The organism is Humibacillus xanthopallidus, assembly GCF_006716675.1.
Taxonomy (GTDB): domain Bacteria; phylum Actinomycetota; class Actinomycetes; order Actinomycetales; family Dermatophilaceae; genus Humibacillus; species Humibacillus xanthopallidus_B.
In genome coordinates this window covers 184,539-203,948 of sequence record NZ_VFPM01000002.1, presented here as the reverse complement: position 1 = coordinate 203,948, position 19,410 = coordinate 184,539, and the positions used below count along the sequence as shown (strand labels likewise).

Sequence of the window (19,410 nt, the reverse complement as noted above, 5' to 3'; positions counted from 1 at the left end):
CACCACCGTCGGCCTGCCGTGGTGGCGCGGGCCTCGGTGTGGCCCTAGGGTGCCGAGCGTGGCCAAGCACTCCGCGCAGGCACGCCGGACCGAGATCGTCCGGCTTGCGACGACGACCGGCCTCGCCAGTGTCGAGCAGCTGAGCGACGAGCTCGGGGTCACCGCATCGACGATCCGGCGCGACCTCGCCAAGCTGACCGCGCAGGGCAAGCTGGCCCGCACGTACGGCGGCGTCATGAGCCTGGCGCACCACCCGGAGGCCTCGCTGCGGCAACGGCTCGGCGAGGCGCACGTCGCCAAGCGCGACATCGCCCAGTGGGCCGCAGCGCAGATCGGGTCCGGCGAGACGATCCTGCTCGATGCCGGGTCGACGACGGGCGCGTTGGCCGACGCGATCACCGCGTCACCCGCACTGACCGGGCTCACCGTCGTCACGGCGGGCATCAGCGCCATGGGTGCCCTCTCCGACAGCGCCGGCATCGACGTCATCGCGCTGGGCGGTCGGCTCCGGCCCCTCAGCCAGGCGTTCGTCGGGCCACTCGCGGAGTCGGCGGTCCAACGCCTCTCCTTCGACCGGGCGTTCATGGGCGCCGACAGCGTGCACGCTGAGCGCGGCATCTGCGAGGCGGACCTCGAGCAGACCCGGCTCAAGGAGCTCATGATGAGCCGCGCCGACCACATCTACGTGCTCGCGCACGCCGAGAAGCTCGGCCAGTCGCCCTTCCACGCGTGGGCGGTCATGCCGCGTCGCTGGACGCTCGTCACCGACGACTCCGCGGACCCCGGCGCACTGCAGGCCTTCCGCGACAACGACGTCGAGGTCGTCGTCGCACCCCGTCGGGAGTGACGCCCGCGACCCGGCCACCCGACCAGCGGGGTATGCCGCCTGGCTGAGCCACGCGGCATACGCACCCCTGCGGGGCAGCGGCACATCGAAGACGGGGTGCGTGCGGCCTTTGGGTGTGCCGCTGAGCCTGCGAGGTGTCGGCGGACAGGCCAGTGGGCCGGCCCCGAAGGGACCGGCCCACCTCGCCGGGAAGTGCCGTCGATTCAGCGCTTGAAGGCGTCCTTGACGTCGTCGCCCGCATCCTTGAGCTGCTCTCCCCGCTGCTTGAGGTCGGCCTGAGCCTGGTCTCGCTGGCCCTCGGCCTCGAGTCGCTCGTTGTCGGTCGACTTCCCGGCTGCTTCCTTGGCCTTGCCCTTGAGGTCTTCCCCGGCGTTCTTGGCCTTGTCCATGAGTCCCATCGTTTGGACTCCTCTCGATCGGATACTCCCCCCCTACCCGGTCACTGCGTATCCCCACCACGACCCCCGGCGTCCGCGGACCAGTCCCGACGTGCCTGCTGTCGGTCGCTCTTGTCACACTGGAGTCGTGTCGACCAACGCGAGCCCACCGACCGCCGAAGCCCCCCTCGGGGGCGCTCGGGCCCAGCAGACGCGTGACCTGAGCCGCTTCGCCTACCTCTCGATCGTCGCCGCGCTCGTCACGATCACGCTCAAGGTCGTCGCCTGGCGCATCACCGGGTCGGTCGGCCTGCTCTCCGACGCGGCCGAGTCGGTCGTCAACCTCGTCGCCGCGGTCGCGGTGCTCGTGGCGCTCAAGGTGGCGGCCATGCCGGCCGACAAGAACCACCACTACGGCCACACCAAGGCCGAGTACTTCTCGGCGGCGATCGAGGGGATGATGATCTTCGTCGCCGCCCTCGTCATCATGTACACCGCGGTCGAGCGCTTCCTCAACCCCCGGCCGATCGAGAACGTCGGGATCGGTCTCGCCATCTCCGTCGGGGCCTCGCTCATCAACGGCGCCGTCGCGGTCGTGCTGCTGCGGGCCGGGCGCCGCTACCGCTCGCTGACGCTCACCGCCGACGGCAAGCACCTCATGACCGACGTGTGGACCTCTGCGGGCGTCGTCGTCGGTGTCCTCATCGTCGCGCTGACGGGCATCGAGCGGCTCGACCCCGTCGTCGCCTTCCTCGTCGGTCTCAACATCGTGTGGACCGGGTGGAAGCTCATCCGCGAGTCCACCGAGGGGCTCATGGACATCTCGATGTCCAAGGAGGACAACCGCGCCATCGCCGACATCCTCGCCGGCTTCGTCACGAGCGAGGTCCACTTCCACGCGCTGCGCACCCGCGAGTCGGGGCACCACCGCTTCGCCGAGGTGCACGTGCTCGTGCCCGGCGCCTGGACCGTGCAGCAGGGGCACGACCTCGTCGAGGAGATCGAGGACGCCGTCCACGAGGGCTTCGGCGAGATCGCCCTGACCTGCCACCTCGAGCCCTCGGAGGACCCCCGCGCCTACGGCGACTACACGGCCGAGTACCCCGTGCCGACCCACGACGACATCCTGGCTTCCCACGAGAAGTCATCCGGAGCGGGGCCCGAGCGGTCATGAGCCCCTCGCACGTCGTCGTCGCGTCGCCCATCGGCGAGCTCACCGTCGTCGCCGACGACCGCGCGATCACGCACCTGCTCATGGATGCCGCGAAGTACCGTCCCGACGACCCCGACGTCTTCGGCGAGCCCGGTGACCCGGCAGCGGAGCCGTTCGCCTCGGCCGCAGCGCAGCTCGCGGCATACTTCGCCGGCACGCTGCGCGAGTTCGACCTTCCGCTCGCGCCGCGGGGTGACGACTTCCACCAGCGGGTCTGGTCGCTGCTGCGCGAGATCCCCTACGGCGAGACCCGCAGCTACGGCGACCTCGCCCGCGCCCTCGGCGACCGCAACCTCGCCCAGGCCGTCGGCACGGCCAACGGCCGCAACCCGATCGCCGTCGTCGTGCCGTGCCACCGGGTCATCGGCGCCGACGGCTCCCTCGTGGGGTATGCCGGTGGGCTGGGTCGCAAGCGCCATCTCCTCGCACTCGAGGAGCCCGAAGCCGCCGACGCCGGCCGCCTCTTCTGAGCCCGGGGTCCCCCAGCGTCCGGGCCGCGGGCTGAGCGCGGCAGCCAGCCGCACACGTCGCTGCCAGCCGCACACCTCCGGGGCGACCCACCCACCGTGCACGGTGTGCGACTGACCTCGGGGTGCGCGGTCGGTCAGACTGGGACCTCACATCCTCCGAGGCCGGAGCGTCCACAGGACATGAAGCGACCGTTCGAGCAGGCCGTCACCGAGCACGGCACCGTGGTCCTGCGCGTCTGCCGCGCGGTGCTCGGGGTGGAGGAGGCCGACGACGCCTGGTCGGAGACGTTCCTCTCCGCCCTCCGCGCCTGGGCCGACCTGCCCGACGACGCCGATGTGCGCGGCTGGCTCATCACCATCGCGCACCGCAAGGCCATCGACGTCGCGAGGGCCCGGAGCCGGCGCGCCGCTCCCGTCGACCGGCTGCCCGAGCAGCTGGCACCCCCCTCCGACCGCCCCGACCTCGCGCTGCCCGACGACGCCCTGTGGTCAGCCCTTGCCGCCCTGCCCGACAAGCAGCGCCAGTGCGTCGCGTACCACCACGTCGCGGGCCTGCCGCACACCGAGGTCGCCGCGATCGTCGGCGGCACGCCAGCCGCAGCGCGCCGGGCCTGCGCCGACGGCATCGCCCGGCTGCGCCTCACCTATGCCTCGAAGGAAGTGAGCTCCCATGTCTGACAACCTGATCCACACCCTTTCCTCACTCGGCGACTCCGAGACCATGAGCGCCGATGTCGCACGGCTGCACGACCGACTCGTCGAGCGTGCCTCTGCCACAGGCTCGCTCGACCTCGGCTACCGCGTCGTCGACTCCCCCGTCGGCCGCCTCCTGCTCGCGGCCACGGATGACGGCCTCGCCCGTCTCGCTTTCGAGAGCGAAGACCACGATGCCGTCCTCGACTCCCTCGCCACGCGCATCGGATCACGAATCCTCCGTGACGACAAGCGATTCGACGAGCTCGCTCATGAGCTCGACGACTACTTCACCGGTCGTCGTCGCACCTTCGACGTCCCTGTCGACCTGCGCCTCGCGCACGGGTTCCGCCTCGAGGTCCTGCGTCACCTGCGCGACATCCCCTACGGCCACACGGAGAGCTACGGCCAGGTCGCCGCATCGACGGGCCGCGCCACGGCCGTGCGGGCCGTCGGCAGTGCTTGCGCGACCAACCCCGTCCCGATCGTCGTGCCCTGCCACCGGGTGGTCCGATCCGACGGCAGCCTCGGCGGCTACCTCGGCGGCCTCGCCGTCAAGCGCCGGCTGCTCGACCTGGAGAGTGCTGCGTGACCGGACGCACCTGGACGCTGATGGGCGTCGACGGCCTGCCCTACGAGAGCGAGACGCCGGGCACCCTCGGCGGCAACGCCCGCAACCCCCGCGACCGCCTCTACGGCAGGCTCGACTGCGGCTCGGCCCGGGCCGCCCTCGCCCGGGGCGGCTACGCCGAGCACCGCGTCTTCTTCGCCGACGAGGCCACCGCCGTCGCCGCGGGCTTCCGCCCCTGCGGCACCTGCCTCAAGCCGGCGTATGCCGTGTGGCGCGCCTCCCGGGACGCCGGCGCCTGAGGCGCACCTCGCGCACCCAGCCCCACGGCATACCGGCCTCGAGGCGCACCCGGCCCGCACGGCATACCGGCTGGGCCCGCCACCTCACGGCGCGCGGACCGACACCGCGAAACGACTCGCCGCGTGCGGCGAGTCGTTTCGCGGTGGCACCCTGTAGGGATGGCCGACACGTCGAAGCCCGCAGTGGAGCAGGCCCTCGCCCCCACCCTGATGGTCAAGGTCGTCAACCCGGTGCTGCGGGCGCTCCTCGGGTCGCCGCTGCACGGCATCGCGAGCAAGGGCCTCATGGTGCTGCACGTGACGGGCCGTCGCACCGGCCGGGTCTACGACGTGCCGGTCGGGCGACACGAGCTCGACGGCCAGCTGCTGACCTTCGGCGGAGGCGCCTGGCGGGTCAACCTCCGCGGGGGTGCAGATCTCGAGGTGACCATCGACGGACGCCGCCGGCGCGCCCACGCGGTGCTCGAGGAGGACCCGGACCGCGTGGCAGAGATCTTCGACCGCCTGCTCCGCGGGCTCGGCCCCAAGCGCGCGAACCGGGTCGGGCTCAAGGTCAACGTCGACCGGCGGCCGACCCTCGACGAGATCCGGGCGGGCACCGCGGGCCGCGCCATCGTGCTGCTCACCCTCACGGACTGACGGGGCCGACCACGGACCCGGGTGACCACCCGGTGACCACCCGGAGGCCGCGAGCGGCCACCTGCCGGACCGCCGCCCCAGCGTGATGCGACCATCGGGACATGCGAGAGCGACGCCCCCGATGAGCTGGCCGGTGACACGGACCCGCGTGGCCTACGAGAACCCGTGGATCGTCGTGCGCGAGGACGAGGTGGTCAGGCCCGACGGGTCGCCCGGGACCTACGGGGTGGTCGAGGTGCGCCGACCCGCGGTCTTCGTCGTCGCGCTCACCGACGCCGACGAGGTCGTGCTCGTCACGATCGACCGGCACACGGTCGGCACGTCGATCGAGGTGCCCGCAGGTGGCACCGACGGCGAGGACCCCCTCGTCGCAGCGCGTCGCGAGCTGGCCGAGGAGACGGGGCTCACGGCCCAGACGTGGCGGCGGGTCGGCGAGATGTCAGCCCTCAACGGCATCTGCCGCGCGCCCGAGGTGGTCTATCTCGCGACCGACCTGGGCGAGGACACTGCCGCGGATGACGACGGTGTCGACGGCCGCTCCGGTGAGCAGGTCGCCGAGGGCATCTCGGCCGTCTCGCGCGTGCCCGTCCGCGAGGTGCTGGCGATGATCCGCCGCGGCGAGATCACCGACGGCGAGACCGTCGCCGCCCTCATGCTCGCGCTGCTCGAGCTCGGCCGCATCGCCTGATTCGAGGCATCTCACTCGGATCGCGGCCGGGGTGCAACGGTTCGGTGACCTCGCGTGTCCATTCTGGTGTACGACAACACCACACGATCACGACACCCGGCGGGGAGCAGATGAGGCGAAGGGACGAAGCGGCCTTCCGCGCGTTCGTCGACGAGCGGCAGGGCCTGCTGCGCCGACGCGCGTTCCTCCTCTGCGGCAACTGGGCCGACGGCGACGAGCTCGTCCAGGAAGCCCTCGCCCGGGTCTACGTCGCCTGGCCCCGCATCGGGGCGGGCGCCGAGACGGCCTACACGAGGCGCACGATGCTCAATCTCTATCTCAACGACCAGCGCAAGCGGAAGCGCGAGGTCCTCACCGACACCCCGCCGGAGCCGGCCACCACCGACCACGACCGTGAGCTGGCGATGACCCTCACCGCCCTGCTCGCCGACCTGCCCGAGAAGCAGCGCGCCGTCCTCGTCCTCCGCTTCTGGGAGGACCTCACCGTTCCCCAGATCGCCGAGTGCACCGGCGTGGCCGAGGGCACGATCAAGAGCCACATCCACCGCGGCCTCGCGGCCCTGCGTGACCGGCTCGCCGAACCACCGCTCACCGGGGCAGGAGCAGCGACATGACCGACGACCCGACCCGCCTTCCGGCCTCGGGGCCCGACCAGCCCGAGGACGGCGGCGACCGACTGCGAAAGGCGCTGGGTGCCGTGGACGACCTCGAGCCACCTCGTGACGACCTCTTCGCGCAGCGCGCCCTCCTGCGCGGACGCGCTCGCACCTCCCGCCGCCGCAACGCGCTGCTCGGTGCTGCCGCTGCCGTCGTCGTCGTCGGCGCGGTGGGCGGCGCCTGGGTGGTCGGGCAGCAGGGCACGGGGTCGAGCACGAGCGCCGGCTCGGCCATGGAGGAGCGCGCCGTCAGCGGGCCCGCGGGCGCCGACAAGGGCGCTGCGACCGGCAGCGACAACGGAGCGGGGCCGGCCTCGACGACCCTGCCGACCGGCATACCGACGGCGCCTGTCCTGCCGAGTGCGCCCGGGGGCGTCCCGGGAGCCCAGGACGGGTCGGCGTGGTTCACCGGGCCGACGACACCGCAGCGCGCGGCGTTCGCAACCGTCGAGCCGCGCCTCGTGACGGAGTTCGCCGACGTCTTCGCCGGCGCGTATGCCGCGGACGACGGCACGGACCACATCGTCGTCACGGTGACGCGCACCGACCCCGCCCTCGAGGCGCTCGTCACGTCGGCGATGCCCGCCCCCGGCGACGTGGAGTTCCGGACCGTCACCAACTCGTATGCCGTCAAGCGTGCCGTTCTCGACCAGATCGTCGCCGACGCGCCCCAGTGGCGGGCGCAGGGCGTCGACATCACCGGCGTGCGCATCGACGCGCGCAGCGACCGGGTCGTGGTGGCAGCGGTCGAGGGGCTCACGCCCGGGGTGCTCGCGCGGCACTACGGACCCGACCTCGTCTCCGTCGAGGTGGCCGCCGACACGGGCACGCGTCCGGACGGCACCCCCTCGACGCCGCAGCGCTAGGGCGGCGCCGGGGAAGGCTGGGGCAGCGCTCGGGGCGGCGGCGTCGGACCACCTGGCTAGGCTGCCGACATGGAGCAGCCGACCCCGCCCCAGGCGCCGATGAGCCCTCGGGAGGCGTTGCGACGCGTCTGCTTCCTGCTCGAGCGGGGGCGCGAGAGCAGCTATCGCGTCGATGCCTTCCGCAGGGCGAGCGAGGCGATCACGCTCATCTCCGAGGAGGAGCTCCACGAGCGCGTCGAGGCCGGAACTCTCAAGCAGATCAAGGGGATCGGCGACTCGAGCGCCGCCATCATCGGGCAGGCGGTCCGCGGCGTCATGCCGGCCTACCTCGCCTCGGCCGAGGAGAAGCACGGGGCGCCGCTCACGACCGGCGGAGCCGAGCTGTATGCCGCGCTCCGCGGTGACCTGCACGCCCACTCCAACTGGAGCGACGGCGGCAGCCCGATCGAGGAGATGGTGCTCGCGGCCGTGGAGCTCGGCCAGGAGTGGATGGCCCTCACCGACCACTCACCACGGCTCACCGTCGCCAACGGTCTGAGCCGCGAGCGCCTCGCCGACCAGCTGAAGCGCGTCGAGGCGATCAACGCGAGTCTCGGCGACGCCTTCACGCTGCTCAAGGGGATCGAGGTCGACATCCACCTCGACGGCACGCTCGACCAGGACGACGACATGCTCGACCAGCTCGACGTCGTCACCGCGTCGATCCACTCCAAGCTGCGCCAGCCGTCGTTCGAGATGACGCCGCGCATGGTCGCGGCCGTGCGCAACCCGCACACCAACGTCCTCGCCCACTGCACGGGGCAGCTCGTCACGGGCGGTCGGGGCAAGCGGCCGCCGTCGCAGTTCGACGCGGAGAAGGTCTTCCGCGCGTGCCTCGAGCACGACGTCGCCGTCGAGATCAACTCGCGTCCGGAGCGGTGCGACCCGCCCGACGAGCTCATCGAGCTCGCCCGCGACCTCGGGTGCCTCTTCACCATCGACTCCGACGCGCACGCGCCCGGGCAGCTCGACATGAAGGCGCTCGGCTGCGAGCGCGCCGAGCGCCTCGGGATTCCCGCCGAACGCATCGTCACGACGTGGCCCGTCGACGACGTGCGAGCGTGGGCGAAGGGCTGATGCAGGCGCTGGACGAGCCTGGGGAGAGCCGGATCGGGGCCGATTTGGTCGGGCGACCTCGCAGACCATATAGTTTCGACGTCCCAAACGGAATGGTCGGGCCGGTCCCCATCGTCTAGCGGCCTAGGACTCCGCCCTTTCACGGCGGCAGCACGGGTTCGAATCCCGTTGGGGATACGCAGTACAGTTCCACCCAGCACGACAACGCACCACCAGTAAGGCCCCGTAGCGCAGTTGGTTAGCGCGCCGCCCTGTCACGGCGGAGGTCGCCGGTTCGAGCCCGGTCGGGGTCGCTTCACATGGAAGCGCCGCTCTCAGCGAGAGCGGCGCTTCCTGCGTTCTAGGGTTGAGCGCATGCGCATCGCGGTGCTCGACGACTACCAGGGCGTGGCCCTCTCCAGCGCCGACTGGTCACCCGTGACGTCGCCGCCGTCCGGGCAGCCGTGCACGGTCGAGGTCTTCCGCGACCACGTCGGTGAGCCCGACGCGCTCGTGGAGCGTCTGGAGGGCTTCGACGCCGTCGTGGTCATGCGCGAGCGCACCCCGTTGACCGCCGACGTCCTCGGCCGGCTGCCCGGCCTCCGTCTCCTCGTGACGACGGGCCGTCGCAACGCGAGCATCGACCTCGCGGCGGCCGAAGCTGCGGGTATCACCGTCTGTGGCACCGAGAGCCGCGCGTCCGCCCCCGCCGAGCTCACGTGGGCGCTCATCCTCGGGCTTTCGCGGCACCTCGTGACCGAGGCGACCGCCGTGCGTGAGGGTGGCTGGCAGACGACGGTCGGCACCGACCTCGCCGGCCGCACCCTCGGGCTGCTCGGAATCGGACGCCTCGGCACGCAGGTGGCCACCGTCGGCCGGGCCTTCGGCATGGACGTCGTCGCCTGGAGCCCCCACCTCACCGACGAGCGGGCTGCAGCCGCTGGGGCCCGGGCCGTCGGGCTCGATGACCTGCTCGCCACCTCGCACGTCGTGTCGATCCACCTCGTGCTCGGGGAGAGCACCCGCGGACTCATCTCGCACCGAGAGCTGGGCCTCATGCGGCGCGACGCCCTGCTCGTCAACACCTCGCGCGGGCCGATCATCGACGAGGCCGCTCTGCTCGCCGCCCTCGATGCAGGCCAGCTCGGCGGGGTCGGGCTCGACGTGTTCGACGAGGAGCCGCTGCCGGTCGACCACCCGCTCCGGAGCGCGCCGCGAACGCTGCTCACACCGCACCTCGGCTACGTCACCGAGGAGGTATACGCGACGTTCTTCGCCGGGGTCGTCGAGGACATCGTCGCCTACCTCGACGGCTCCCCGATCCGCCTCCTCTGACTGAGGCTCGTCACCGTCGAGTGCCCAGTTCCCCACACACTCACCCGTCGGAAGAATGAGCACTCGACCAGAGGAACCCGTCGAGTGCCCAGTTCCCCACACACGCACCCGCCGGAAAAGTGAGCACTCGACCAGAGGGACACCTCGAGTGCCCAGTTCCCCACACACCCACCCGCCGAGAAATGAGCACTCGACCACAGGAACCCGACGAGTGCCCAGTTCCCCACACCGGCACCCGCCGGAAAATGAGCACTCGACCAGAGGAACCCGACGAGTGCCCAGTTCCCCACACCGGCACCCGCCGGAAAATGAGCACTCGACCAGAGGAACCCGTCGAGTGCCCAGTTCCCCACACACGCACCTGTCGAGAAATGAGCACTCGACTGGTGGATGTGGTGGTGTCGCGCGCTCGTGGTGCGGCTCAGCGGTGGCCGGCGCGCAGGACGAGCTCGAGCTCGAAGCGCACCTCAGGGTCGTCGAGGTCGTCGCCGAAGATCTGCTTGAGCTGGGCCACCCGGTAGCCGACCGTCTGCTGGTGCACGAAGAGCTCGTCGGCGATCGGCGCCCGCTGCCCCTGGTGACGTAGCCACGACAGCAGGGTCTCGGTGAGCCGGGCACGCACGGGCGGCCGCAGCCCCTCGAGCGGGGCCAGGCGCCGCCGGGCCAGGTCGTCGGTCGCCAGCGGCTCGGCGCGCACGACGAGCTCGGCGAGGTGGTCCTCCACCCAGACCGTCGACCCGGCATCCCCGGGCCTGACACCCCCTGCCCCGTCGGCGTCGTGGCCGAGCCGGCCGATGCCGTGGGCACCAGCCGAGGTGGCGAGCTGGAGCGACTCCCCCGCCTGCTGCCAGGGCCGCGACGGCCCGACGACGGCGCGGCGGCCGGCGAGCGCCCGGTCGAGCTGGCGACGGCGACGGGTGGTCGAGGTGGCGGGGAGGACGACGACGACGTCGGTGCCGCGCTCGGCCACCAGCGCATCGGGTCCGAGAGCTGCGCGAAGCCCCTCGACGTGCGGGAAGGGCACGAGCGCCACGAGGACCGACTCCGGCAGCGTCCAGCCGACCGCGGCGGCCAGGCGCGCGGGTCCCCCGTCGCTCGAGTCCCCGCGAAGCAGCATCTCGAGCAGCTCGGCCCGCAGCCGCTGCTGCTCCCCCGCTCGCTCCGACTGCTCCTGCGCGTAGCCCTGGGCGCTCGCCGCCGAGATCTCGTCGATGTAGGCGAAGAGCGACTCCCCCAGGGCGAGCAGCACGTCGGGCGGCATCTGGGAGACGTCGACGAGGCGTGAGATCGCCCGGAAGGTGACGCGCGCGCCGTAGCGGTAGGCGGCGAGCAGCGACTCGAGACTGCGCCCCGAGCGCACCTCTCCGCGGCCGAGGCTCTCGTAGATCCACTTGCCGTCGGGCGAGAGGGCCTCGAGGCGGGTGCCCGGCAGGTCGAGGAAGCGGTGCAGGGCCACGGTGACGCCCTGCCGAACGCCTTGGCCGAAGCGGCCCTCCATCGGCATCGCATAGACGGGCACGTCGCGCGGGATGCCCTCGATGATCGCCTCGACGATGTCACGCACGACCGGGCGGAGCGCGGCGCTGATTTCGGCAGGGAGATACAACCATGGCGGGTCTGATGGGGTCTGGACCAACGGTGCGCTCCCGTTTTTTAGCTCGAAACAACAGTTTCTTGCTCTAAAGAGTACGCCTCGCCCCAAGATGTCGGGGTCGCTCGCGGGCGATCATGGTGTCATGGCCCAGATCAGAGTGCTCCGGCGTATGGCGTCGATCCTGACGACCCCGCTGGCCCCTGAGGACGTGCTGGGCCTGATCAACCCGCTGTCGTCGTCGCGGCAGCTGCGTGGCGTCGTGACGAAGGTCGTGCGGGAGACCCCCGACTCGACGACCATCCACTTCCGCCCGGGTCGCGGCTGGAATCCGCACGCCGCTGGACAGTGGGCCCGCGTCGGCGTCGAGATCGACGGCGTGCGCCACTGGCGCAGCTACTCCCTGTCGGCCGCCGCCGGTCACGATCCCGCGATCACCGTCACCGCCATCGGCGTCGTCTCGACGGCCCTCGCCCGTGACACCAAGACCGGCGACATCCTCTTCCTCGACACGCCGCAGGGCGACTTCACGCTGCCCGAGCACCCGCGACCCCTGCTCATGCTGACCGCCGGCAGCGGCCTCACCCCCGTCATGTCGATGATCCGCACGCTCGTGCCGCGCCGGCCTGACGCCGACGTCGTGCTCATCCACTCGGCCCGCACTCCTGCCGATGCCCTCTTCCACGACGAGCTGCTCGAGCTCGCAGACCAGTTCCCCGGCCTCACCGTCAAGCACTGGTTCACCCGCGACTCCGGCACCGACGCACCCGCCCGGCGTCTCGACCTCAGCGACGCCACCGACCTCGAGACGCTCTGCCCCGACTGGCGCGACCGGGCGGCATACGCCTGCGGGCCGGCCGAGTTCCTCGACGCGGCAACGGAGCTGTGGCTGCGCGACGGCCACGACGACACACACGAGAACCTCACGATCGAGCGTTTCGCTCCCGCCCTGCTCCCGGGCACGGGCGGAGAAGGCGGCCTCGTGACGTTCGAGAAGTCCGACAAGGAAGTGGAGGTGGGCGGCGACGTCTCCCTCCTTGACGCCGGCGAGGGGTGCGGGGTGGTGATGCCGAGCGGATGCCGCATGGGCATCTGCCGCAGCTGCCTCACCCCGCTCGTCGCCGGCAAGGTGCGCGACCTGCGCACCGGCGAGGTGCACGGCGACGAAGGCGAGCTCATCCAGACCTGCGTCAATGCTGCCGCCGGACCTGTCCATTTGGACATCTGAGAGAGGACCCCCAGACATGACCACCACAGTGAACAGACCCATCCCGCAAGCCGATTCGCGCCCAGCGGCAGCAGACGCGGCCGACGAGACGACCGCCATCCGGCCGCGCAAGCCGATCCTCGCCGCGACCGGGCACCCGGCCGCCCGTCCGCGCGCGGCGGCCCACCTCACCGACGCCCAGGTCGAGCAGCTCGGCCGTGAGCTCGACGCGATCCGTGACCGCATCATCGCCTCGCGCGGGGCCGCGGACGCCGCCTACATCCGCCGCGTCATCAAGGTGCAGCGCACCCTCGAGATCGCCGGCCGCGCCACGCTCCTGCTGTCACGGAAGAAGACGGCGTTCGTCGCCGGCACCGCGATGCTCTCCGTCGCGAAGATCCTCGAGAACATGGAGATCGGGCACAACGTGCTCCACGGCCAGTGGGACTGGATGCGCGACCCCGACATCCACTCGACGACGTGGGAGTGGGACTTCGTCACGCCGGCCGCCGCGTGGAAGCACACGCACAACGACCTGCACCACACGTGGACCAACGTGCTCGGCAAGGACAAGGACGTGGGCTACTCGACGCTGCGCATGGCCGACGACCAGCCGTGGCAGCCGTACAACCTGCTGAACCCGGTCATCAACGCCGTGCTCGCGCCGTTCTTCGAGTGGGGCATCGCCATCTACGATCTCGAGCTCGAGGCGTGGCAGCTCGGCGAGAAGTCGACAGACGCCGTCAAGAACGACCTCAAGGCCGTCGGACGAAAAGTGGCTCGGCAGTTCACCAAGGACTACGTCGCGACGCCCGCGGCCGCTGCCGTCTTCGGCTCGGGCAAGCAGGCGCTCGTCGGGACCTTCACCGCCAACGCGATCCGCAACGTCTGGGCCCACTCGGTCATCTTCTGCGGGCACTTCCCCGACGGCGTCGACACCTTCACCGAGGAGGAGATCGAGGGCGAGACCCGGGGCGACTGGTACATCCGCCAGATGCTCGGCTCGGCCAACATCTCCGGCAGCAAGCTCATGCACCTCATGACGGGCAACCTCAGCCACCAGATCGAGCACCACTGCTTCCCCGACCTGCCGAGCAACCGCTACCACGAGGTCGCGGTCGAGGTGCGCGAGATCTGCCAGCGCTACGGCCTGCCCTACACGACCGGCCCGATGCACCGTCAGGTCGGCCAGGCGTGGGCCAAGGTCTTCCGCCTCGCGCTGCCGCCGAAGGGCGAGCGCGGCCGGCTGGTCGGGCGCGGCCGTCCGCGGACGACCGTCAACGCGGCGCCCCGGGTCGCCTCCGTGCAGCAGCGCGATCCGCTGAACTCCCTCGCGTGATCCGTCGCTGCGACAACAGCTCACGCACGACCAGGGCCACGACGACCACCGCGAGGAGCGCGTCGATGGCTGCCACGGGCCACGCCCCGGCGAGCGGGAGGGCGCAGCAGGCGACCACGGCGCCGAGATAGAGCCAGACCGCGTCACCGACCTTGCCGTTCGCTGCCTGCTGCAGCCACGCGATCGCGGCAAGGGAGACCGCGACCGGCATGGCGACTGCTGCAGCCGAGACGACGTGATCGGTCACCTCGCCGTGGGCGTCTAGCTGCAGCTGAGCCTGGACGCCCGCGCCGACGGCGGCAACTGCTGCGAACAGAACGTAGTGCCCGTATCCCCAGAGGAAAGCTGCTCTGCGATGGCGGGTGAGCGCGTCGCGTCCGAGGGCATCGAAGTAGATCCACCACAGGCCGAAGGCGATGACGAGGGCGGCCCCCACGATGGCCGGAGCCGAACCGAGGCCGCCGTCGCCATCGAGCACATCCCGCAGACCGACCGACACCGCCAAGATGGTCTCGCCGAGGACGATGATCGTGAAGAGGCCGTAGCGCTCTGCGATGTGCCAGGGGTGGAACACCCGGTCCGGCGAGCGCTTCACTGCGAGCACGGGAGTGGCCAGCTCGACGGCGAGGGCGGCCGAGAACACGGCGGCTCGCGCGGGGGCCGGAAGGACCGCCCCCACGACCCAGCCCACCTGCGCGAGAGCGGACCCGCCGGCATACGTCAGAGCGAACGCGCGGTGGGCGGGGTCGTCATGGGCAGACCTGAGCCACTGCACGATGAGCGGAAGACGCATGGCGGCGTAGGCAAGGCTGAAGGCCAGCAGGTCTCCGTCGATCGCCGTCGGGATCGCTGCAGCGACGGCGAGCACGCCCGCCATCTGGAGCAGTGTCAGCAGCCTCGTCAGCGCGTCATCGTGCGAGAACGCGGTGGCGTACCACGTGTAGCTCATCCAGGCCCACCAGATCGGCACGAAGAGCAGGACGTAGGTGACGGACGCCTCGAGCGCGTGGCCGTCCACGATGCCGTGGTCGAGCCCGGCGGCCAGCACCGCCACGGCGACGACGAAGCACAGGTCGAACAGCAGCTCCAAGGGCGTGGAGGGACGCTCGTGGACGTCGTGGTCGCGCATGGTCGCCGGACGGAGGATTCCGCCGGGACGGCGGGTCGGCGACGTCGTCGACGGCATGGGGGTCACCGCCCCAGTGCGTCGATGACGAGGCGGGCGGCTGCGGCGCCGGAGTACTGCTGCTGGCCGGTGACGAGGTTGCCGTGCCGGACGGCGTGGGGGCGGAACCGCTCGTGGACGATGAAGTTCGTGCCGGTCATGACGCGCGCCTCGTCGTCGATCCAGAAGGGCTGGATACGGGTGCCGACGTAGTCGTCGGCATACCGCTCCTCGCTGTTGGCGAAGCCGGTCCAGGTGCGACCCGCCACGACGAGCTCGCCGTCCGGGAGGGTCGCGTCGAGGAGCACGCAGGTGGCGTGGCAGACCACGGCCGCGACCTTGCCGTCGGCGAGGAAGCCTCCGACCAGCTCCTTGACCCGACTGTCGTGGCGGAAGGTGAACATCGGGGCCTGTCCGCCGACGAGGAACACCGCGTCGAAGGCGTCGACGTCGAGGGAAGCGAGCGAGGGGGTGTCCTGCACGAGCGCAGCGTGCTCCGGGCTGGCGATGAAGCCGCGGCTCAGCAGGTCGTGGGCAGAGTAGCCGGACTCGTCGGACGGGTCGGACCAGGAGTCCGCCTGCAGCGCTCCGCCGTCCGGGCTCGCGACGGTGACCTCATAGCCCGCCTCGACGAACTCCCAGTACGGATGCGTCAGCTCCGCCCACCAGAAGCCGACGGGCCAGCCGGTCGTGCTCGAGACGGCAGGGTTGGAGGCGAGGAGGAGCACGCGCTTGGGGCGACCGTGAACGTCGATGGTGCCACTCATGGGCCTTGTCCTTTCATTACATGACCGGAACGTAACGGTGACAATAGCCGAGCGATGTCTTGCTTTCAATACACGGGTGGCACGTAAACTCGGGGGGTGAGCTCTGCTGTGGCCGATGACCGGCCTTTCGCCCCCGGGAGGCCGCGCGATGCGTCGATCGACACCGCCGTCCTCGACGCCACGCTGCGGCACCTGGCCCGGGACGGTTTCGCCCGACTCTCCCTCTCGGCGATCGCCGCCGATGCCGGCACCACCCGCCCCGCCCTCTATCGCCGGTGGAAGGACAAGACCGCCCTCGCGGTCGACGCGGTCGCCCACCTCGCCAAGGTCGACCCGCCGGTGCTCAGCGGTGAACCGTTCACCGATCTCGTCGCCGAGCTCACGCACTTCCGCCACTGCATCGGCGAGGCGGCAGCGCTCCCGCTCGTCGGCCTCATGCTGGGCGACGGCGTGTCGGCGCAGGTGCGCCAGCAGTACGTCGACGAGATCGTCGCACCGCGTCGCGCACGCATCCGCGCCTGCCTCGAGGCCGCCATCGAGCGGGGACAGCTGCCGGCGGACGCCGACCTCCCGATCGCTGCGTCCTTCCTCACCGGCTCGTGGTACTCCCTCGCGCTCGTCGGTGCCGAGGTGCCGGACGACTGGGCCCTACGCGCTGCCCGGCTGGTGTGGCTCGCCTGCGGGGGCGACGACCCGACCGCCTAGGCGCGGCCGCCTCACCGACCGACTGCCACCGACCGACTGCGGGCAGTCCGGCGCGAGCCCCCTGCCTACCAGGAGGTGTGAAGCGGGCGCCCCTCGGCGAAGCCGGCCGTGCTCTGGAGCCCGACGATCGCCCGCTCGTGGAACTCCTCGAGAGTGCGCGCACCGGCATACGTGCAGCTGCTGCGCAACCCCGCGATGATCTCGTCGATGACGTCCTCGACGGAGGGGCGCGCCGGGTCGACGTACATGCGTGCCGAGCTGATGCCCTCCTCGAAGAGCGACTTGCGGGCCCGGTCGTATGCCGTGTCGCTGGCTGTGCGACCGCGCACCGCGCGCGAGCTCGCCATGCCGAAGGACTCCTTGTACTGACGCCCGTCGTTGTCGGTGTAGAGATCGCCGGGTGACTCGAGGGTGCCGGCGAACCACGAGCCGATCATGACGTTGCTGGCACCGGCGGCGAGCGCGAGCGCCACGTCGCGGGGGTGGCGCACACCACCGTCGGCCCACACGTGCTTGCCGAGCTCCTTTGCGGCAGTGGCGCATTCGAGCACCGCCGAGAACTGCGGGCGACCCACGGCCGTCATCATGCGGGTCGTGCACATCGCACCGGGCCCGACCCCGACCTTGACGATGTCGGCGCCGGCGTCGATGAGCTCACGGGTGCCGGCGGCCGAGACGACGTTGCCGGCGACGACCGGGACGGTCGGCGACAGGTCGCGCACCGCCCTCAGGGCGTCGAGCATCTTGTCCTGGTGGCCGTGGGCCGTGTCGATGACGAGGACGTCGGCGCCGGCGTCGAGCACCTCGGCAGCCTTGGCCGCGACGTCACCGTTGATGCCGACCGCGGCAGCGACGCGCAGCCGCCCGGAGCCGTCGACGGCGGGGTCGTAGAGGCCGGCGCGCAGGGCCCCGCCGCGGGTGAGGATGCCGACGAGCTCGCCCTCGGCCGAGACGACGGGGGCCACACGCCGACGCGCGGCGAGCAGGCGCTCGAAGGCCTCCTGCGGGTCGATGTCGTCGGGCAGGACGACCATCTCCTGGCCCATGACGTCCTTGACCTGGGTGAAGCGGTCGACGCCGGTGAGGTCCTTCTCGGTGACGATGCCGACCGGCTTCGCACCGTCGACGACGATGGCAGCGCCGTGAGCGCGCTTCTGCAGCAGGACGAGCGCCTCACCTGCCGTGAGGTGGCGCTCGAGCGTGATCGCCGTGTCGTGCACGAGGTGGCGCTGCTTGACCCAGCTGATGACGTCACGCACGACCTCGAGCGGGATGTCCTGCGGGATGACCGTGATGCCGCCACGCCTCGCGACCGTCTCGGCCATGCGCCGACCGGCGATGGCGGTCATGTTGGCGACGACGAGCGGGATCGTCGTGCCCGACCCGTCGGCCGTCGAGAGGTCGACGTCGAGGCGACTCGTCACGGACGACCGGCTCGGCACCATGAAGACGTCGTCGTAGGTGAGGTCGAGCTGGGGCTGGAGACCGTTGAGGAACTGCACGAGGGCTGAGTCTACGTGGGGTGCGCGGCGCCACCGGCCCCGGCGATCTCACCGACGCCGCCGTTCACGTGCCCGAAACGCAGGTCGCCTACGGTCGGTCCGATGAGAGCCTTTGCGTGCGCGGTCTGCTCGAGCCTGCTCGGCTTCGAGAACTCGGTGTGTGTCACCTGTGGCACCGACCAGGGCTTCTCGATGCCGCGGATGGCGCTCGTGCCGGTGCCGACCGACGGGTCGGCGGTGGCCTGCGCCAACCTCGGCCCGGTCGGCTGCCAGTGGCTCGTCGACCGGCCGGGGCAGCTGTGCCTGTCATGCCGCCTGACCCGCAAGCGTCCCAACGACGCCGACTCCGAGGGCCTCGCGGCGTGGGCCAAGACCGAGGCGGCCAAGCGGCGGCTCATCTACCAGCTGCTCGACCTCGTCCTGCCCGTGGTGTCGCTCGACGACGACCCGGCCGGGGTCGCGTTCGAGCTGCTGTCGAGCCGCGACGAGTCGGTCATCACCGGGCATGCCAACGGCGTCGTGACGATCGACCTCGCCGAGGGCAACGACGCGAAGCTCGAGGCGATGCGCCTGCAGATGGGTGAGGCCTACCGCACGATGCTCGGCCACCTGCGCCACGAGACCGGGCACTACTACTGGCAGGTGCTCGTGGACGCGGCCGTGCCCCAGGCCGGCTGGGTGCGCGACGAGGACTCGCGCCGCGCGTGGGAGCGGGGCGAGGACTCGCTCGCCGCCTTCCGCGAGCTCTTCGGCGACGAGCGTGCCGACTACGCGGAGGCCCTCGAAAAGCATTACGACGACGGCCCGCCCGCCGGCTGGCGCAGCGCGCACGTGAGCGAGTACGCCACGTCCCACCCGTGGGAGGACTGGGCCGAGACCTTCGCGCACTACCTGCACATCACCGACTCGATCCAGACCGCGGCCGCCTACGGCATCGTCGTCGAGGGCGCCGACGTGGTCGACGCCAAGGCCCAGCACCTGCGCACCAGGCCGGTCGACGCACCGAGCGAGCTGCCGACGGTGGAGGCGCTCATCGCGCACTGGCTGCCGCTCTCGTATGCCCTCAACGCCTCCAACCGCAGCATGGGCCACGACGACCTCTACCCCTTCGTGCTGAGCGAGACCGTCATCGCCAAGCTCGCCTTCGTGCACTACCTCGTCCGCCGCGGCTGAGCCGGAGGTCGAGCCCGTCGGGAAGTGAGCACTCGACGGGAAGGGGGGCGACCCTGGGGTCGAGCCCGTCGGGAAGTGGGCACTCGACAGCAAGGGGGACGACCGCACAGCCGACGTATGCCGCGTGGCGGGGCCGGACGGCATACCGCGGTTTGGCTGTGGCGGCGACGCGACGCGAGGACAGTTGGAGGAGGCGCATCCTCGCGCCGCGT

21 protein-coding genes and 2 tRNA genes are annotated in these 19,410 nt (G+C 71.3%); 18 read left to right on the top strand and 5 right to left on the bottom strand.

The window, feature by feature from the left end; all coding sequences use genetic code 11:
* Window positions 1-58: 58 nt before the first annotated feature.
* Window positions 59-847 carry a DeoR/GlpR family DNA-binding transcription regulator gene (locus FBY41_RS08860; protein ID WP_141843620.1) on the top strand — a complete coding sequence of 263 codons (789 nt, stop codon included), beginning with the start codon at window positions 59-61 and terminating at the stop codon, window positions 845-847.
* Between the two features lie 203 nt (window positions 848-1,050).
* Here FBY41_RS08860 and FBY41_RS08855 read toward each other — a convergent pair whose 3' ends face one another.
* Window positions 1,051-1,245 (bottom strand): CsbD family protein, encoded by a 195-nt coding sequence (locus tag FBY41_RS08855; RefSeq protein WP_141843618.1) that lies wholly within the window; start codon window positions 1,243-1,245, stop codon window positions 1,051-1,053.
* Window positions 1,246-1,372: 127 nt separating this feature from the next.
* Here FBY41_RS08855 and FBY41_RS08850 point away from each other — a divergent pair, with 127 nt between their 5' ends.
* The 13 genes from FBY41_RS08850 (at window position 1,373) to FBY41_RS08790 (ending at window position 9,749) form a co-directional block, all read left to right on the top strand.
* A complete protein-coding gene (locus tag FBY41_RS08850) occupies window positions 1,373-2,398 on the top strand; it encodes a cation diffusion facilitator family transporter (protein WP_141843616.1) in 1,026 nt (341 codons plus the stop codon).
* A complete protein-coding gene (locus FBY41_RS08845; RefSeq protein ID WP_141843613.1) occupies window positions 2,395-2,907 on the top strand; it encodes a methylated-DNA--[protein]-cysteine S-methyltransferase in 513 nt (170 codons plus the stop codon). The genes FBY41_RS08850 and FBY41_RS08845 overlap by 4 nt, the downstream gene beginning before the upstream one ends.
* 180 nt (window positions 2,908-3,087) lie before the next feature.
* Complete coding sequence (locus FBY41_RS08840; RefSeq protein WP_141843611.1) at window positions 3,088-3,585, top strand: RNA polymerase sigma factor; 498 nt, start codon at window positions 3,088-3,090, stop codon at window positions 3,583-3,585.
* On the top strand, window positions 3,578-4,192 hold the full coding sequence (locus tag FBY41_RS08835) for a methylated-DNA--[protein]-cysteine S-methyltransferase (protein WP_141843607.1): 615 nt from the start codon (window positions 3,578-3,580) through the stop codon (window positions 4,190-4,192). Before FBY41_RS08840 ends, FBY41_RS08835 begins: the two co-directional genes overlap by 8 nt.
* Window positions 4,189-4,470, top strand: coding sequence for an Ada metal-binding domain-containing protein (locus tag FBY41_RS08830; RefSeq protein ID WP_141843605.1), 282 nt, complete (start codon window positions 4,189-4,191; stop codon window positions 4,468-4,470). The genes FBY41_RS08835 and FBY41_RS08830 overlap by 4 nt, the downstream gene beginning before the upstream one ends.
* A 159-nt stretch (window positions 4,471-4,629) precedes the next feature.
* Window positions 4,630-5,109: a nitroreductase/quinone reductase family protein gene (locus tag FBY41_RS08825; protein ID WP_141843603.1), complete on the top strand. Its 480-nt coding sequence runs from the start codon at window positions 4,630-4,632 to the stop codon at window positions 5,107-5,109.
* A 121-nt stretch (window positions 5,110-5,230) separates the two neighbouring features.
* Window positions 5,231-5,797 carry an NUDIX domain-containing protein gene (locus tag FBY41_RS08820; RefSeq protein ID WP_141843601.1) on the top strand — a complete coding sequence of 189 codons (567 nt, stop codon included), beginning with the start codon at window positions 5,231-5,233 and terminating at the stop codon, window positions 5,795-5,797.
* A 110-nt stretch (window positions 5,798-5,907) separates the two neighbouring features.
* Window positions 5,908-6,411, top strand: coding sequence for an RNA polymerase sigma factor (locus FBY41_RS08815; RefSeq protein ID WP_141843599.1), 504 nt, complete (start codon window positions 5,908-5,910; stop codon window positions 6,409-6,411).
* On the top strand, window positions 6,408-7,319 hold the full coding sequence (locus FBY41_RS08810) for a hypothetical protein (RefSeq protein WP_141843597.1): 912 nt from the start codon (window positions 6,408-6,410) through the stop codon (window positions 7,317-7,319). Before FBY41_RS08815 ends, FBY41_RS08810 begins: the two co-directional genes overlap by 4 nt.
* A gap of 69 nt (window positions 7,320-7,388) precedes the next feature.
* Complete coding sequence (locus tag FBY41_RS08805) at window positions 7,389-8,435, top strand: PHP domain-containing protein (RefSeq protein WP_141843595.1); 1,047 nt, start codon at window positions 7,389-7,391, stop codon at window positions 8,433-8,435.
* 104 nt (window positions 8,436-8,539) lie between these two features.
* Window positions 8,540-8,612 (top strand) — tRNA-Glu (locus FBY41_RS08800).
* 42 nt (window positions 8,613-8,654) lie between these two features.
* Window positions 8,655-8,728: transfer RNA gene (locus FBY41_RS08795), tRNA-Asp, on the top strand.
* A 61-nt stretch (window positions 8,729-8,789) separates the two neighbouring features.
* Complete coding sequence (locus FBY41_RS08790) at window positions 8,790-9,749, top strand: D-2-hydroxyacid dehydrogenase family protein (RefSeq protein WP_141843593.1); 960 nt, start codon at window positions 8,790-8,792, stop codon at window positions 9,747-9,749.
* Between the two features lie 421 nt (window positions 9,750-10,170).
* On the opposite strand, the gene FBY41_RS08785 is transcribed toward FBY41_RS08790, so the two are convergent.
* Window positions 10,171-11,313, bottom strand: coding sequence for a PucR family transcriptional regulator (locus tag FBY41_RS08785; RefSeq protein ID WP_260439661.1), 1,143 nt, complete (start codon window positions 11,311-11,313; stop codon window positions 10,171-10,173).
* A gap of 172 nt (window positions 11,314-11,485) precedes the next feature.
* Between FBY41_RS08785 and FBY41_RS08780 the strand changes: the two genes are divergently transcribed.
* The gene (locus FBY41_RS08780; protein ID WP_141843591.1) at window positions 11,486-12,568 is read left to right on the top strand and encodes a ferredoxin reductase; all 1,083 of its coding nucleotides are present in this window, start codon (window positions 11,486-11,488) and stop codon (window positions 12,566-12,568) included.
* Window positions 12,569-12,584: 16 nt separating this feature from the next.
* A complete protein-coding gene (locus FBY41_RS08775) occupies window positions 12,585-13,886 on the top strand; it encodes a fatty acid desaturase family protein (RefSeq protein ID WP_141843588.1) in 1,302 nt (433 codons plus the stop codon).
* On the opposite strand, the gene FBY41_RS08770 is transcribed toward FBY41_RS08775, so the two are convergent.
* Window positions 13,825-15,072: a low temperature requirement protein A gene (locus FBY41_RS08770; RefSeq protein WP_141843586.1), complete on the bottom strand. Its 1,248-nt coding sequence runs from the start codon at window positions 15,070-15,072 to the stop codon at window positions 13,825-13,827. The genes FBY41_RS08775 and FBY41_RS08770 overlap by 62 nt on opposite strands.
* A gap of 5 nt (window positions 15,073-15,077) precedes the next feature.
* On the bottom strand, window positions 15,078-15,818 hold the full coding sequence (locus FBY41_RS08765) for a type 1 glutamine amidotransferase domain-containing protein (RefSeq protein WP_141843584.1): 741 nt from the start codon (window positions 15,816-15,818) through the stop codon (window positions 15,078-15,080).
* Window positions 15,819-15,914: 96 nt separating this feature from the next.
* Between FBY41_RS08765 and FBY41_RS08760 the strand changes: the two genes are divergently transcribed.
* Window positions 15,915-16,523, top strand: a complete 609-nt coding sequence (locus tag FBY41_RS08760; RefSeq protein ID WP_221629247.1) for a TetR/AcrR family transcriptional regulator — start codon at window positions 15,915-15,917, stop codon at window positions 16,521-16,523.
* Between the two features lie 65 nt (window positions 16,524-16,588).
* Here FBY41_RS08760 and FBY41_RS08755 read toward each other — a convergent pair whose 3' ends face one another.
* The gene (locus tag FBY41_RS08755) at window positions 16,589-18,025 is read right to left on the bottom strand and encodes a GuaB1 family IMP dehydrogenase-related protein (RefSeq protein ID WP_141843582.1); all 1,437 of its coding nucleotides are present in this window, start codon (window positions 18,023-18,025) and stop codon (window positions 16,589-16,591) included.
* Window positions 18,026-18,127: 102 nt separating this feature from the next.
* On the opposite strand from FBY41_RS08755, the gene FBY41_RS08750 reads away from it, so the two are divergent.
* On the top strand, window positions 18,128-19,198 hold the full coding sequence (locus FBY41_RS08750; RefSeq protein ID WP_141843580.1) for a zinc-binding metallopeptidase family protein: 1,071 nt from the start codon (window positions 18,128-18,130) through the stop codon (window positions 19,196-19,198).
* The last annotated feature ends 212 nt before the right edge of the window (window positions 19,199-19,410 follow it).